Raw genomic sequence first — 15,207 nt, forward strand, 5'->3', positions numbered from 1 at the left:
AACCATGAACAACATTTTAAAAACAAGTACAGTTCTTTTAACTTTGTCCCTAGCACTTTCTACAGGAGCAGCTTATGCTGCACCCACCACAACTTCTGCTAAAAATGAGGCTACACAAACCTCCGCTAGCGTTAATCAAAAGACGTTTGCGATTGAAATCAACGGATCGACTATTAAAGAAACAGGCTTCCAAAGCACAAGCGGTAAAGAGCCGATGGTACCACTACGTTCAATTACTGAAGCCCTTGGATTTGAATTAACCTGGAATGCACAGAATAAATCCGTTGAACTTATCAATGGCGCTGTATTCACTACAGTGAAAGCTGGAGAAGATCGTTATAGTATCAACAAAATGAATACAACACTTGGAACTGCACCACAATTGGTTGACTCCACTTTGTATGTCCCAGCTTCCTTTTTAAGCGAAGTAATTCATCAAAACATGACTGTGAAGGGAGATTCCATTGTGATCAACACAAATGCCGCCGAGCAGCACATGACTAAGACTGGTGTGATTACAGCAGTCTATGATGGTGGTAAATACCAATCCGTTCAAATCCAAGGTGTAGGTACGGATGGAATCGTATTAAATGTAGGGGAAGATACGGCTATTGAGATGGCTGACGGCACTAAAATTGCACTCAAAGATCTCCATATCGGGATGACAGTAAAAGCAGAACACTCCATGGTCATGACTATGAGTCTTCCGCCACAAACACCAACTTACAAAATCACCGTTCTGGATAAGCAAAAACAAGATGATCTTCTAGGTACTGCTGGTACTATTGAAGAAGTTCAAAAAGACGATAAGGGAAATATCAGTATCACTGTTAAAGGTAGTGGCCTGAGCGAATTGTCACAAAAAGAAGTAGTACTGCGCATTAGCGAAGACACAGTGCTCATTAACAAAGACGGCGAAGCTGTTAAAAGCAGCGAGCTTGTTAAAGGCACAAAAGTTATCGGATTCTACAGCCCAGTGCTGACCAGAAGCCTGCCACCCATCGGCACAGCTGTCAAAGTTGTAGTAGATTCTGCACAACAATAAGAGAGAGACTGGAATCTTATTAAAAAGATTCCAAAGAGACATTAAAACAGCGATCCTTCCGTTATCGGAGGATCGCTGTTTTGCGTTTTGGGCAATAGGGTGGCTGACTCACTTCAGAGCATTTGAGGCAAACGAAAGCCGGCTGAACGCCTAGGTACACTTTTGCTCGCCTTGCTGCAGAGTTTTGGATGATCATAATTGCGAGGCTTACGGACCCAGATGACGTTATTTCCGATTTTTCCGCCTTTAGAGCAGCGTTTCGGACTCCAGCGCCACCATTCATTAAAAAGAGGGCATATTCGGTATTTTTTATGCCAATAGCGTCAGTGGGGTCCGTTAGAATTACAAATGTGGTAAAAAGCTGCGTTAACGGTCAGCTGTGTCCGATAGCAGATTATAGTTACTTCGTTCGCGCAACTTCGTTTGAATTATCCGAAGTTAGAGGTCTAGTTCAACGTCAACAAAACAGGGGTGCCCCAGCAGCCATTGTCATGACTACTAGGACACCCCATGATTGTTTCCGTCCATTATCTATTTCATGAATCGCTAGCTAGAATCAATTGCATCAACGCTAATAAACGTTCCAGGTTAATCGGCTTGCTAAGATAATCTGTTGCACCTGCCTGAAGGATTTTAGCCTTATCTTCCTTCATCGCTTTTGCAGTCAGTGCAATGATGGGAATATCCTTCTTTGCGGGCATTTGTCTGATCCGATTGATTGCCTCATATCCGTTCATCACTGGCATCATAATATCCATAAGAACGATGTCTATAGAAGCCGCTTGCTCCAGTTCAAACAGGCCGCTCTCTCCGTTAGTAGCTGTAGTTACATGCAGCCCGCGCTTTCTTAGGGTATTTGATAAAGCAAACAAATTCCGTTCATCATCATCCACGATAAGTACATGCTTTTGATTCAGAGAAGTGAAGTCATTACGTGTATCCTCAGCCGTTGTAGCGGCAAGTACCACTCCATTCCCAATCTCTTGAATAACAGTCGCTTGATCAGCCACTTCCTCAAGGCTTGGGGCCTCAAGCTTCAAGGGCAAATACACTGTAAAGACGCTACCCACTCCTTCTTGACTCTCCACTATAATTCTACCACCGAGCAGGGTTGCCAGCTCTCTAGATATGGATAACCCAAGCCCTGTTCCACCATATTGACGTTCTGTATTTCCATTTGCCTGTTGAAAAGCCTCGAAGATAATCGACTGCTTTTCTTTTGAAATCCCAATTCCAGTATCCTTGATGGCGAAGGCAATAAATTCCCCTGTATACGAATCTGCCAAATCCAGCAGCTCGTCCTTAGTTGCTGAACGGATTTCCAGAGTGACTGCGCCTTCCGCTGTAAACTTAAACGCATTGGACAGCAAATTTATAATAATTTGCCGCACTCTTTGAGCATCCGAATAAAACAGCGGGGGTAAGTTCTCTCCCAGCTGTATTTGCAAAGGAATCTCTTTTTTACGGGAAAGCTGACTGAAGTTCTGGATCATTGCCTCCGGAATCTCCGATATATTTATCGCTTCAATTTCAATATTCAGCTTTCCTGCCTCAACCTTGGACAAATCCAGAATGTCATTAATCAGCGCCAGCAGATCTTGTCCCGAAGAATGAATGGCTTTTGAGAATTCAATATCCTCTTCGCTTAAAGCTCCCGACTGATTCTCCATAAGAAATTCGGAGAGCAGCAGAATGCCGTTAAGCGGAGTTCGCAGTTCGTGAGACATGTTAGCCAGAAACTCTGATTTATATTGTGAGCTTTGCTGCAATAACTCTGTGTATTCACTGAGTTCCGTTTGAGCTCTTTCCGCCTCTAGTGACTTTTGTTCCGCCAGCAGTTTCTTATCCTCCAGCTTTCTATTCGTTGCATGCAGTGACTCCGTCTGGATTTGCAGCTCCTCAGACTGAGTCTGTAGTTCCTCGGTATATACCTGTAGCTCTTCGTTTAGACGCTGAGATTGTGCCAGAAGTTGGTCAATCTTCATAATGCTAATCGTACTGTTAATTGCGGAGCCAAAGGCATTCGAAATAGACCCTAGGAACTTAACCTGCAATTGCGTAAGTGGAGCAAAGGCGGCGATTTCCACCACAGCAACTACCTCACCCGAAAAAGAAATCGGCATTAGTAGAAGCGCCTTCGGCGCAGAAATACCCAACCCAGATTGTATGCTAATATAATCCTCCGGCAGATCCTGTATTTGCATCAAGCGCGCCTCTTTAGCACATTGTCCAACTAGACCTTCTCCGATCTGGAATGCCCGCTGATCTGGAATGTTACTGCTTCCGCCAAAAGTAGAGACTCTCTTAAAGAAATCTCGATCATGGTCCTGTGTTCGAACATATAAGGAACCATATGGGTAATCGAGGACTTCTGCGGTTTTGCCAAGAAAAATGTCGCCCAGTTGCGAGATATGTGTGATGCCCTGATACCTCGCCAACAATTCGTTTGCGTTAGCCTGAATCCATATCCGCTCTTGTTGCGTGTCTATCAGATGATTCGTAGCTACGCTCAGATCCCTGATCTCATCATTCGTGGTGATCTCTATCCTTGTCTTCATATCTTCGTCAGATTCCAATTCTGCAATCGTATGGGTAACTTTACGAACCGTACTAACGATGGCGCGTGAATTGATCCACGAAGCGACCATCGCGGTAACCGCTATAATTGCCCAAGCAATATAAAGAAGCTCTAGCAATAATTTATTCTTGTCTGCTTGTCTAGCAATCAGACTGTTGGTGTTCTCTTTCATCGTCTCGCGGTAAGTGCTGATCTGATTACGAATCCGGTCCATTTGATCTTTGCCGTCGTCGGAATTGAAGTATCTTAGGAGCTCAGCGTCCTGTCCCTCTTTTTTCAACTGGATCACATAATTTCCCGACTGTTCGATCCATTGCTTAATTTTACTTTCAATACCCAACAGACGCTGTAACTGTAAAGAATCATTAGCAGTCAGCACGTAAAGCTTATCATAATTAGCTTCCCATTCAGCCTTACCCAAATTGTAGGGCTCCAGATACTTGTTATCGCCGGTGATGACATATCCACGTTGTCCGGTTTCCATATCTAAAATATTCTTCTCAATTAGATTAGCCAAATTAGTAATCTCTCGATCCTGATGAGAGATGAAGCTGGTTTCCCGCTGTAGAGCATTGATTCTTCCATGCATGACAAAAACAAATCCTAATAGACAGATCACGATTAAAACTGTAATTGACAGTATTTTATACTGCAAAGTGAATCGACGTTTGTTCACAACTAGCCTCCGTCCTGTCTTCTAACTATAAACCCCTTTCTATTCTACATCATTGCAAAAGATTACTTGAATAAGGCTTCATTAATTCTTCTATGTAAATTTTGACTGCTGCTAATTTAAACAATTTCCGCAGGGTTGAAACACTTGTTTTTACCGGAATAAAAAAAAACCCCACAAGTGCCTTTCTCCTTGAAGGGTTACCTAAATATCTAACTCAGCAAATACAAGTTTTCTTCTTCACACCTAGCTTCCCAGCCTGTTCAACCTTAGCAATATAATCAACAGCCATGGGAACTTTACAAGCGGTTTGTCCCATGTTCACCTGGACCTTACCTATACCTGCTGCGATCTTTGCTGCCTCCTCATGCAGTTCTGTGATACTGCTGCCCGCCATAATTACAAAAGTATTCATCGTATAACGGACACGATTCCGCTCCTGATGAATAGTAGCGCCTACTTGTTGTAACAACTCCCTAATCTCAGCGATGTCCAGCTTATCATCCGGTGTAATTGAAATGTAATTTGCATAAGTGCTCCAGCCGCAAACGGCTATTAGTTCATCCGAGGAACGAATCCACTCTCTCGCAAGTTCCAATCCATATGGACTCTCTGCGGCGAGAGGGGATACTATATATTCCACTACCGCATGCCAACTGGCCGCCGAAGCCCAGCTTTGAAGCTCTTGCTTCGTCATAGTCTTGGGATTGACGGTTAGCCCAGCCAAATACATTGCATCGTAATTGCCTGTCTGATACAAAGCCCTTGCCAGACTCTGATCTTTTTTCACATCCTTAACCAGCTTCTTCATATCCCCTACCTTTACTCCAAATAAAGGTTCCACTGCGCCATGTCGTAAGAAGGTACGTTTCGTCTGCTCTGTACCCATCTCCTCAAGCTTGCTCATCACTTCATCAACAGTCAGATTCATTAGGCCACTCCCTTATCTTCGATGTTCTTATCCCTTTACTGTTTCTCTTATGATCGGTTCACGACCTAACGTAACTCTGTTCTTCCCTGTATTCTTAGAGTGATATAACGCTTCATCCGCTTCCCGATATAAATCTTCGAAAGTCACCTCTCTACGCTCCGTAAAAGAGATTCCGATACTTGCGGTAAGATGAATGCTATCCTGTTCATTCAAGATTATCGTGTAATCACTCATCATTGTACGAAAATTCTCTGCTTCTTTTAAGGCTGCACATTTATCTTCAGCGAAAAAGCATACGGCAAATTCCTCGCCACCCACTCTTCCAGCAATACCTTTATTCTGGTATACCTGAAGTATTTTATTCGAGAAATCAACTAACGCCTGATCGCCCGCTAAATGACCATAAGTATCATTAATTAATTTAAAATCATCAATGTCAAATAACAGCAGAGCCAATCCTAATCCATCCGGGATCGTTTGATTCTGGACCCTTTGCATGAAATGCCTGCGATTATATAGCCCTGTCAGATCGTCAACCGTTGCCTGATAGACCAGCTCACGCTCATACCGCTTCTTCTCACTATGATCACTAAACACAATAAGCATACCCTTATTCTCTGTTGTCGCATGTTCCGTAGCAATTAAAGAAACCCCATAACAGAGCTCCCCTGCGCCAGAACAAACTACCTCAAACTGTCCCTCCGTCCTCTGACTGTAATGAGCTGCAATGTCTTCGTGAGACTTCATAAAAAGATCAATGTTTTTTCCCATCCAGTTATCGTTCGCTATTCCGGTAATGTCGTATAAAATAGCAGTCGCCGCATCGTTTATGCCAATGATATTATCATAACGGTCAGTCAGAACTACGCCGTCTTTCATGTGCTCTAGAATTTTGTTTTTGGTTAGAGGGAAGATGGTTAATTTGGAGCTAACAAAAAGTGCGAAATAAGCCGCTATAATCGCAGGCAAATAAGTAAACGCCGTAAAACCTGTAATGGTAATCTTCAAGAGGGGGAGTAAAAATACGGAAGTAACTGGAACTAGCAAACCCGCCAACAGCAGCAAATTAGTCCGCAAATAAACTCTCGGGGTATTCAGTAGGGAAACTGCCAGCAAGCAGACTGCATATAGCCCAAAAAGCTGATCATACGCAATAAAAGCCATACTAAGGAGCGTAGGCTTTACAGCAATTCCACTAACACCCGCGACCGTCAGGACGGCCACTTCACTGCGCATCAGATGATGATAGCTATCCGTAAAAATAAGAAGTACATCCATAACAATAGGGATAGAGAAGATTGCAAGCTTCACGGGCAGGCGCCCTGTGGAAGGAGATACGTATTCTTTTACCACAGCATAAGTAAAGAGCGCACTAAAAAAAAGCGGAGCCTGCTGCACATTCTTCCACCACAGCTTAGACTGAAAAGAGAGTGACATAATCTCTCCCGCCGTTGCAACAAATATAAGGCTGACTAACAGCATTAAGATCCACAAATAGCGTCTCCCTGCTAACTTACGGTGCCGATAGGAGCTGACGCCCATGTACAGACTTAGAACACTGCCCATTAATAAGTAATACGGATATCCCTGAATCCATGGCATGCCATATTTCTCCTATTTTTCAAGTCGCTCCTATCATTATAGCCTAATCCTTGGTACAAATGAATCAACAATAACAGCACATCTTATGCCTTAAATTTCACCCGATTGGAGAACATATATTTTCTGGCTAAATCCTTAAATGTTATTTTATCTTGTGCCGATTCAAAGAAACGTTTAGGGATAATCAGCGCTCTCTGTGTGGACACAAAAAACACAAACAAGTTCGTAGTTTCACCTATCTTATGTATCTCTTCCCACTTCACTTGTCCAGTGCCCGCTTCGGAAAGATAAGATATGCCTTCATCTGAAATCGTATAATTTTGCGGTTGCTGAATTAGGCTATCTGTTTTGAACGCCTTCTTGGATTTTTTGATCAAGCTTGCCTTGGTCATATACCATAAGACAGCGGCAAGAATTATAGCAGTCACAGCCAGGATTGAGATGCTTTGAGTACTGTAATCCTTAGTAATTAATAACAAAATCATAAAGTAAGCGACTACGCTAAAAGAGTTGAGTATAATCCGGCTATTCAAGCTGAACCATAAATTAAACTCCTGAACGTCTTCACTCTTTAGGACTGTATCTACTTTTATTACATTTTCCATCACTGATCGCTCCCTCGACGCCATGTATATTTTTAAATTCATCTCATTTTAACATGCCTGAACACAAAAAAGGGACATCCCCGAAGCGATTGCTTCTACATGGGTTGTCCCTCTTCAATCCGTAAGGATTCTTATTTCTTTTGTGCAAGACGTTGTTTGAACTTGTCAACACGGCCGCCTTGTTCTGTATCTCTTTGTTTACCAGTGTAAAATGGGTGGGATGCGGAACTTGCGTCCACACGGAGCACTGGGTAAGTGTTGCCGTCTTCCCATTCCATAGTTTCATTGGATGATTTAGTAGATGCACTCAAGAATTTGAAGCCTACGCTTGCATCCAAGAAAATCACTTGGTTGTACTTAGGATGTATGCCTTCTCTCATTCTAATCGTCCTCCTTCTGAATAAATTCGTGGAGCCTTTATGGTAAATTATCCAAATGATCTGTAGGTTTATATATAGTATAACCTAATAAACGTAGGAAAATTCGTAAATCTTACGATTTAGACCACCGCTCCATCATACGCTTATTTAGAGCACAAAGCAACTAATATTGAAATTACTAATATTTCCATAACCTTTCAAAGCCTACCCATAACGCCGGAGGTTAGAGCGATTTCACCATTCCTCCATCGACTAAAAGAGATTGTCCCGTAACATAAGTATTCGCAAAAGAGCCTAGAAAAACAGCAGCCTTGCCGAATTCTTCGGGCGTGACCAATCTTCCTAACGGGATTTGCAGCAGCGCTTCCTCTTGAATCTGCTCCATAGGGATCCCCTCGGCTTGTGCACGTTTGCCGTCTAGTTGAAGAATCCTGTCGGTTGCAATACGCCCTGGAGCGATCGTATTAATTAAAATGCGATCCGCAGCCAGCTCAGTAGCCAAGCTCTTGGTCAAGGCATACACGCCAGCGCGAAAAACATTGGAAAGAATTAGTCCCTCAATAGGCTGCTTGATAGAAATCGAGCTTATATTAACGATTCGCCCTGCCCCAGAAGAGCGCAGATGCGGCAGTGATTCACGGATCAAACGAATGGTGCTCATCAGTGTGAGCTCAAATCCTTGGTTCCAATCCGCGTCTTCCATATCAGCGAAACCTCCGCCATGAGGCCCCCCCGCATTGGTCACTACAACATCAAGCCCACCGTTTTGGGCTACAACCGTTTGAATAGCATGTACGATATCCTCTGGGACAGTCACATCCATCTGAACAATGTTCACCTGCTGTCCTGTGGCTGCCTGAATCTCTTTCTGTGCGTCTACAAGCTGCTCCATACTCCTGCTGGCGATCATTACCTTCGCCCCCTCACGGGCGTACTCCAGCGCAGTTGCGAGTCCTAACCCTTTACTTGCTGCGGCTACAAAAACTGATTTCCCACGAAGTCCCAAGTCCACCATTAATGCCTCCTTCTTAATTAAACTCCCAACAGCTAAGACTTAAATTGCCATACTGATAACTTCGGTGCAGCAGCTTCGCTTCTTTCCCTTTATCGCCAGCTCCCATAGCTATTATCAGAGGGATAAAGTGCTCATTAGTCGGCACTGCATCAATACCATAGGGAGCAAGCTCCTGATAGCTAAATAGTGACTCTGTATCCCAAGCTTCCACCCTGTGCTGCAGCCAGTCATCGAATGTCTCTGCCCATTTCTCGACGTTCTCCATTCCCCACTTCACGCTACGCAAAATATGGACGGTTCCACCACTGCCAATAATCATAATATCCTGCTCACGCAGCTCAGATAAAGCCTTACCCATTAAATATTGCTGTTCATTGGACAGCTCTCGATTAACTGACAAAGACACGACAGGAATATCTGCATTCGGATAGATTAATTTAAGAATAGCCCAAGCTCCGTGATCTAGTCCACGCTCTGTATTTAATTTGCTGACAATCCCATTCTTGTGGAACAGAGACATAATTTGCTGTGCAACCTCATTGTCTCCTTTGGCAGGATAAGTCATTCGATACATCTCATCTGGGAAGCCATAGAAATCATAGATGGTGTCGAAAGTCTCCATAACTCCAACCGACTGTTTGTGTTCTTCAAAATGTGCAGAAAATAGAACAATCGCTTTAGGTTTGACATTCCTCTCAGCGAGATCCCCAAGAAATTTCGTATATGCATTGTTATCAAGTACCAGAGAAGGAGCACCGTGGGCAATAAAGTAAGAAGGTATCATAGTTTATCACTCCCTAAGTTCTGCAGTAACCAAGCGATCAGGTCCTGCTGATTCTGCGGTAATACACCATGATCCGAAGGATAAGTTTTAAAGGTTAATAATGGGGTTAGACCTTCGAAATAAGCGGCTGTTTCTGTCCCCACTGAAATTGGAAATACAGAATCATATTCACCATGCGAGATGAATACCGATACCTCCTGCACACTCTTCAGCTCATAATCTGTCTTCACAAACCCCGGAACATAACCGTTCAGCGCCACAATTCCCCGAAGCGAATTCCCCATTGTAAGAGCGAGTGTCATGGACAAAATGGCTCCTTGACTGAAGCCAAGCAGATAACGGTGTTTAGCATCTATAGGATATTTGTCGGTGGCGTATTCGATAAACTGCTGCAATTGCGATACAGCCTGATCAAACTGCTCACGGATGGGATGACCTAGACTTTTGAGATCATAATATTGAAATCCAGCCCCTAAAATCATATTTCCCCGAATCCCGATAATAATAAACTCTTCAGACAAGGGCTCGACAAGTCCGAACATATTCTTCTCATTGGAACCTTTGCCATGCAAGGTGAAGATAACCGGATAAACCCGATTCACATCGTAGCCGGAAGGTAGACTGACATCATATATATAAGGTGCCTTCATACTAAACACTCCTTCAAAATATTTGTAATACAAAAATAATATTTGTAAGGATAATATTATAAACCTCTGGCTAGTATGTCAATTAATAATTTGTTAATATAAAAATATATTTGCTATTACTAATATTAAAAGGGGCTTTACTTATGAATATAGGTTCAAACATTCGTACAATCCGTAAAAGAAAACATATAACGATTGCCCAAATCTGTGAAACTACTGGCCTGTCACAAGGTTTTATGAGCCAAGTTGAGACTAATAAGACCTCTCCTTCGATCGCTACCCTTAGCCTGATTGCTGATGCACTGAACGTTCCGTTGGCTTATTTGCTGTTAAAAAAGGAAGAGCGGATGCAGGTGGTACGATCCAAGGAGCGGCAAATCACCAGCAGTGGAAGTGATCAACTGCAAGTTGAACATTTAAGCTCGGCAGGTGGTGTACGAATGGTGCTTGTCCATTTCCCTCCGGGTACTTCTACGGGTGAAACTCCGCAGGCGCACGAAGGCAAAGAGGTCCATTTAGTGATAAAAGGTGAGGTTTATGCGGAGCAAGGTGAAGATTTCGGGATGTTCCAAGCGGGGGATTCCTTTAGCTGGAATGCCTGTGTGCCACATCTGGTCATAAATAAAGGCGATGAGCCGGCAAGCGTGCTCATCGCCATCCATACAGAGGCTGATAGTGAAACTGTTGATTTTTAAGCTGGCCTACACGTCGTACTCCAGCTGTTTTTTGGCCTGAACAATGAAATCCAGCGGATTCTCAATCGTGCCGGCTTGGTATTCGACCGCCCCAATCTTAAGACCCAGGCTGACCTTATATTTTCTGGAGAAATTATTGTCATTCAACTCCTGAAGCTTGAGCTTAATCCGCTCGATCACAATCTTCGCCCCATCGCTGTCCGTGAACAGCAGCAGGCCCCATGTTGCTTCATCCTTATCTAGCAGATAGAGTGCATCATTGGTACGAATACTCGCCTGACTAAGCTGAGACACATCATAGATAGCTTCTGCCAGCTGATCTTCAGGAATGATCCGTCTGATCTCTTTCCAATACTTCACCTTCACCACTAGCAGGGTGAGCGGAATCTGATAGCGGGTCGAAATGCTTGTAAATAATGTAGCATCCGTCTGAAAAGAAATACTGTTCCGCAAATTTGTGTTTTCATCGACGATAGCCATATTGGCAGTCTTTTTGCGTAGCTGCTCATTCTCCACCTGCAAATCACGGCTGCTTAAAGTGAATACCCATAGAACGACCGTTAATAGCGGAGTCATAATTAACCAGAAATAAGTATTCAGGCTAATCGTTTCCCCTAGCGTTATCGTCTGGTACATCGTGTAGAATCCGTAAGCAAAGATAAACACCAGATTCAAGACCAGACCCGCAGTGACCGTTGTAAAATACGTAACAATGGCCAGAATAAAAGCCACCGTTAAAATGATAATATTCTGGAGGTAATCATCCGGTGCCCCGGCAATGAAGACGATACAGAGGAACGATAACACCAGGAATGATAAGAGAGCGATGTCCGACACTAAGCTGCGATTACGTCTCACGCTTATCACCACGTTTCTTCATGTGTTTGCGAAGCAGTAGGATCAGCGATAGAACTACCAGCGTCAGCACCAGTAAAATCACGATGATAAAACTGAGTACATCCGACCGTTCCATTATTTTCTGGGCCACAGAGTCCTCGGCTGCTCCAGTGATCGTTTTGAAACGGTGTGCGCTGACATTACCGTCTTTATCAACGATTGCACCATCGCCAAACACCTTCCACTTGTCCCGTTCTGTAGCGAGCAGCTTCGATCCTAAGTAATACTCTTCCGAGCTGACTCCCGTAACCGCGAGCAATGCACGTCCCGCCTCAAATGGCGAATCAATCAGCTGCAGTGTTCCGATTCGTGCACCGTATTGCTCTTCAATACTCATTTTCTCATTGGAGCGAATTGTGGTTCCATCTCCGTTATATTGAAAATAAAGCTTAGCATTCTGATCACGGATCACCTTATTATTCTTATAAGCACCAATAGCGATGATATTATTATTTTTCAAATGATCGGCGCTGACAGTATCGGTATAGAACTGGATATTCCCTATATTTCCGCTGGCATATTTACCAAGCAGATTAAAGATATTCGATACACTTAAATAGGCGTAATCATCCATTTGTTCGGGCAGTACAACCGCTACATGATTATAGATCCCATCGCGGATGAACGGATATGGATAGTTATTAAATAAGAGATCCGTGCGATCCTTCGTATTCAGCTGCATTACAGAATCTTTACTGATATAAGCCCATGGCATTTGATCCCGATCGATAATACATCTGGCTCCTTCGATCTCCAAATCAAAAGCCACTGTCACCGAGAAATTTCCGGAGATATTCAAGTTCTGAGGCACCGAGAGATTAAGAATATCGCCATTCGCCAGTTCCTTAGTCAGCTTCTTACTGCCAATCGGAGTATTGTTGATGCTCACGGTAACCAATGAACGAGTAAAATCCAAATTCTGTGCATAACGGAAATCCAGGCTGATTTTACCGGAATCGGCAATCGAGCGGTTCGCTGGCAATGAAATAAAATACGTCTGCTCCTGATGATGTGCCCCGGTCAGTTTATCACCTGTCTCAGTGAACGTGATGTTAGAGCTAATCGAAAGCGCAGGTGCTGACACTTCTGTAGCATCCGTTACTGTTTTCAGATCACTAGTGATCTGCCCGATCAGCTCTGGATTAGCAATCAAACGACCCGCTTTAATCAGCAAGTTCTCATCCTTCGAGGTTACAACCAAGGTGGGCTGGGTATCCTTATTCACTAGCTGGAGCAGCGCGTGCGTACCCAAATCTTCAGTGGAGCTTAGCTTAGCTTTCAGTTCGCTTGGTACTCTGTCATACATAGCTACCAGTACAACTGCGGCCTTATTCTGCACAGTGTCTGCCCAGTAGGGAAGTAGGGGAATAGTCTTATCATTTAACGTAATCCCCTTAACAAACCCGGAGAGCGCATAAGTGGCTGCTTCCATTTCTGCCGCTGTGCTTTTGTCCGGTACAGTCAGAATACTCTGACTCTTCGTTAAGGTATCTATCCCGGCGAATCGCTCGCTGAAGTCACTGATCCCTCCACTCAAGGGCTTTGCGGTATAAATCACGTTAACACTGGACGTATTGAACAGATGCAGCCAATTATCCGACGTTTCATCGACCGAACAAAAGAGGTCATCTTTACGATCTGTCTTTAAATAGCCCTGAATGCCCAGCGTATTCGTCCCTTTTTTCAGAAACCCCTTGGGCGCCGCAAGGGTCAACAGCTGTTCGCCGTTGTCTTGTAGTGACGGACGAAACGTATAGAACGGGCTGCCGTTTAGCGTTAAGGTAACACTAGAAATCTGCTCTTCGGTAATTTGTGAAATTTGAAAATGCAGTTTGATCTTTACTTGATCCACATTCCAATAATCCAGAACCTCAAAATATTGCTGCTGGGCACTCGAACCTGTTAAGGACGAGTCTGTTCCCGTGAATGAGGTTGTATAAGTAGACTTATGATCCTGTGGCAACGTCTCTGCGGCAGCAGGATGGATTGGAATTAAGAAAAGGGAGAGGCAGATTAACAGTATAACCAGCTGTTTTTTTATCTTCATGTTCTGTTTCTCCTGTGATTACATTTTTCTCATATGACTTTTTGGTGCCTCGTTAGTAGCGCTCCGTCTTATACCATTTGGCTTCTCTTTTGAAGATGAGGTCTTTCAGGTATAGATATAATCCGTTAGCCGCGACAACCATCCACAGCTGGCAATAAGACACATACATCAACATTACAATCCCTAGATTGGACAAGCTCATCTCGCCCTTTTCTGTTGTTAGCGTAATGAAGGTCCCCACAACGAATAAAATAATAGCGAGCAGCCATAAGAAATTACTAAGACCTGCAATAGTAGTATGCACATAACCCAAAGCATGCAGGATCAGCAGCACATCCGAGGTGATTAACGACAGCAGCAACAAGAAGTAAATGGATAGAAAATAAAGAATATCGAACCGCACCTTTGCGGCCGATTTATTGAACAGCAGCGGGATATTTTTGACAATGACATAAATATTGCCCTTCGCCCAGCGGGTTCGCTGCTTGAACCAGACCTTCAGGGTCTGTGGTTCCTGCTCCCACGTGACGGATTTGGGCTGGAACTTGATTTGGTAACCCATCATATAAATCCGGAAGCTGATTTCTGTATCCTCGGCTATCGCTTTGACATCCCAGCCACCGATGCTTTCCACAATAGACCTGCGCATAATGAAATTTGTTCCCGGAATAGTGCAAAGCTTGAACAGCTTCCAGCGCCCCGCTTGAGCCATCCATTGAAAGGATAAGGTCTCAATATTAATGAACCGGGTCAGTAAACTTGCATCACGATTACGGGTCCGGAACTTCCCAATCACCGCACCGAGGCTGGAATCATGCATGATCTCAGCAACCAGATAACGCAAAGCTGTTTTCTCCGGAGTATTGTCGGCATCATAAATGGCGATTAGCTCCCCTTTACAGCTGGTAAAGCCTATATTCAAGGCATTGGATTTGCCTTTGCCTCCTGTAACTGCATCCGTATTAATGACTACCAGCTGACGCCCCGGATTTCGGGATTGTACGCCCGCAAGCAGCTCAGCACTGTTATCAGAGGAATTATCATTAATCACAATAATCTCATACCGATCTTGCGGATAATCCAGCGCCAGCAGAGATTCAACCGTCTTACAAATCACTACCCCCTCATTGTGAGCGGGAACCATAATTGAAACAAAAGGATATTCACCCTCTATCTCTGGTATGTCCTCATTTTCGGATTTAATGTAATATAGATAGCCCGCGATAATGAGGGTCACATTCACCAGCAGCAGAGACCAAATACAGATCACCGCAATCACCATCAGCACGTCTGAAATCGTCATAG

General features: G+C 43.8%; 13 protein-coding genes. 2 read left to right on the forward strand and 11 right to left on the reverse strand.

Translation table 11 applies throughout. From position 1 onward, the window contains the following. Nucleotides 1-4 precede the first annotated feature (4 nt). Nucleotides 5-1,045 (forward strand): stalk domain-containing protein, encoded by a 1,041-nt coding sequence (locus tag NSQ50_RS29810; RefSeq protein WP_076140656.1) that lies wholly within the window; start codon nt 5-7, stop codon nt 1,043-1,045. A gap of 536 nt (nt 1,046-1,581) precedes the next feature. Here the strand turns inward: NSQ50_RS29810 and NSQ50_RS29815 are convergent. The 8 genes from NSQ50_RS29815 to NSQ50_RS29850 all read right to left on the reverse strand — a co-directional run bounded on the left by NSQ50_RS29815 (nt 1,582) and on the right by NSQ50_RS29850 (nt 10,263). After that, nucleotides 1,582-4,299, reverse strand: coding sequence for a CHASE3 domain-containing protein (locus tag NSQ50_RS29815; RefSeq protein ID WP_081383979.1), 2,718 nt, complete (start codon nt 4,297-4,299; stop codon nt 1,582-1,584). A 214-nt stretch (nt 4,300-4,513) separates the two neighbouring features. Next, on the reverse strand, nt 4,514-5,221 hold the full coding sequence (locus NSQ50_RS29820; protein WP_038574984.1) for a DNA alkylation repair protein: 708 nt from the start codon (nt 5,219-5,221) through the stop codon (nt 4,514-4,516). 33 nt (nt 5,222-5,254) lie between these two features. Then, a complete protein-coding gene (locus tag NSQ50_RS29825; protein ID WP_076140654.1) occupies nt 5,255-6,829 on the reverse strand; it encodes a histidine kinase N-terminal 7TM domain-containing diguanylate cyclase in 1,575 nt (524 codons plus the stop codon). Nucleotides 6,830-6,912: 83 nt separating this feature from the next. Next, entirely contained in the window at nt 6,913-7,434 is a 522-nt protein-coding gene (locus tag NSQ50_RS29830) for a YcxB family protein (protein ID WP_036682157.1), read from the reverse strand. 131 nt (nt 7,435-7,565) lie between these two features. Further along, nucleotides 7,566-7,814, reverse strand: coding sequence for a type B 50S ribosomal protein L31 (locus tag NSQ50_RS29835; RefSeq protein ID WP_036682161.1), 249 nt, complete (start codon nt 7,812-7,814; stop codon nt 7,566-7,568). A 223-nt stretch (nt 7,815-8,037) separates the two neighbouring features. Beyond that, nucleotides 8,038-8,826, reverse strand: coding sequence for an SDR family oxidoreductase (locus NSQ50_RS29840; RefSeq protein ID WP_076140825.1), 789 nt, complete (start codon nt 8,824-8,826; stop codon nt 8,038-8,040). A gap of 16 nt (nt 8,827-8,842) precedes the next feature. Beyond that, the gene (locus NSQ50_RS29845; RefSeq protein WP_076140652.1) at nt 8,843-9,613 is read right to left on the reverse strand and encodes a DODA-type extradiol aromatic ring-opening family dioxygenase; all 771 of its coding nucleotides are present in this window, start codon (nt 9,611-9,613) and stop codon (nt 8,843-8,845) included. Next, complete coding sequence (locus NSQ50_RS29850; RefSeq protein WP_036682167.1) at nt 9,610-10,263, reverse strand: alpha/beta hydrolase; 654 nt, start codon at nt 10,261-10,263, stop codon at nt 9,610-9,612. Before NSQ50_RS29850 ends, NSQ50_RS29845 begins: the two co-directional genes overlap by 4 nt. Before the next feature lie 143 nt (nt 10,264-10,406). Between NSQ50_RS29850 and NSQ50_RS29855 the strand changes: the two genes are divergently transcribed. Then, on the forward strand, nt 10,407-10,958 hold the full coding sequence (locus NSQ50_RS29855; protein ID WP_076140650.1) for a helix-turn-helix domain-containing protein: 552 nt from the start codon (nt 10,407-10,409) through the stop codon (nt 10,956-10,958). A gap of 6 nt (nt 10,959-10,964) precedes the next feature. Here NSQ50_RS29855 and NSQ50_RS29860 read toward each other — a convergent pair whose 3' ends face one another. The 3 genes from NSQ50_RS29860 to NSQ50_RS29870 are packed head-to-tail and all read right to left on the reverse strand — an operon-like array spanning nt 10,965 to nt 15,205. Continuing rightward, complete coding sequence (locus NSQ50_RS29860) at nt 10,965-11,795, reverse strand: diguanylate cyclase domain-containing protein (protein WP_232061476.1); 831 nt, start codon at nt 11,793-11,795, stop codon at nt 10,965-10,967. Nucleotides 11,796-11,805: 10 nt separating this feature from the next. Further along, nucleotides 11,806-13,902: a cellulose biosynthesis cyclic di-GMP-binding regulatory protein BcsB gene (locus NSQ50_RS29865; protein WP_081386819.1), complete on the reverse strand. Its 2,097-nt coding sequence runs from the start codon at nt 13,900-13,902 to the stop codon at nt 11,806-11,808. 52 nt (nt 13,903-13,954) lie between these two features. Next, complete coding sequence (locus tag NSQ50_RS29870) at nt 13,955-15,205, reverse strand: glycosyltransferase family 2 protein (RefSeq protein ID WP_076140648.1); 1,251 nt, start codon at nt 15,203-15,205, stop codon at nt 13,955-13,957. Between the last annotated feature and the right edge of the window lie 2 nt (nt 15,206-15,207).

The organism is Paenibacillus sp. FSL R10-2788 (assembly GCF_038003885.1).
GTDB classification, from domain to species: domain Bacteria; phylum Bacillota; class Bacilli; order Paenibacillales; family Paenibacillaceae; genus Paenibacillus_AQ; species Paenibacillus_AQ odorifer.

What these genes read in the sequence shown, in the direction of transcription:
- NSQ50_RS29810 (WP_076140656.1), top strand. Translation starts at nt 5, where the DNA reads ATGAACAACATTTTAAAAACAAGTACAGTTCTTTTAACTTTGTCCCTA.
- NSQ50_RS29825 (WP_076140654.1), bottom strand. Translation starts at nt 6,829, where the DNA reads ATGCCATGGATTCAGGGATATCCGTATTACTTATTAATGGGCAGTGTT.
- NSQ50_RS29830 (WP_036682157.1), bottom strand. Translation starts at nt 7,434, where the DNA reads ATGGAAAATGTAATAAAAGTAGATACAGTCCTAAAGAGTGAAGACGTT.
- NSQ50_RS29835 (WP_036682161.1), bottom strand. Translation starts at nt 7,814, where the DNA reads ATGAGAGAAGGCATACATCCTAAGTACAACCAAGTGATTTTCTTGGAT.
- NSQ50_RS29845 (WP_076140652.1), bottom strand. Translation starts at nt 9,613, where the DNA reads ATGATACCTTCTTACTTTATTGCCCACGGTGCTCCTTCTCTGGTACTT.
- NSQ50_RS29850 (WP_036682167.1), bottom strand. Translation starts at nt 10,263, where the DNA reads ATGAAGGCACCTTATATATATGATGTCAGTCTACCTTCCGGCTACGAT.
- NSQ50_RS29855 (WP_076140650.1), top strand. Translation starts at nt 10,407, where the DNA reads ATGAATATAGGTTCAAACATTCGTACAATCCGTAAAAGAAAACATATA.
- NSQ50_RS29865 (WP_081386819.1), bottom strand. Translation starts at nt 13,902, where the DNA reads ATGAAGATAAAAAAACAGCTGGTTATACTGTTAATCTGCCTCTCCCTT.
- NSQ50_RS29870 (WP_076140648.1), bottom strand. Translation starts at nt 15,205, where the DNA reads ATGACGATTTCAGACGTGCTGATGGTGATTGCGGTGATCTGTATTTGG.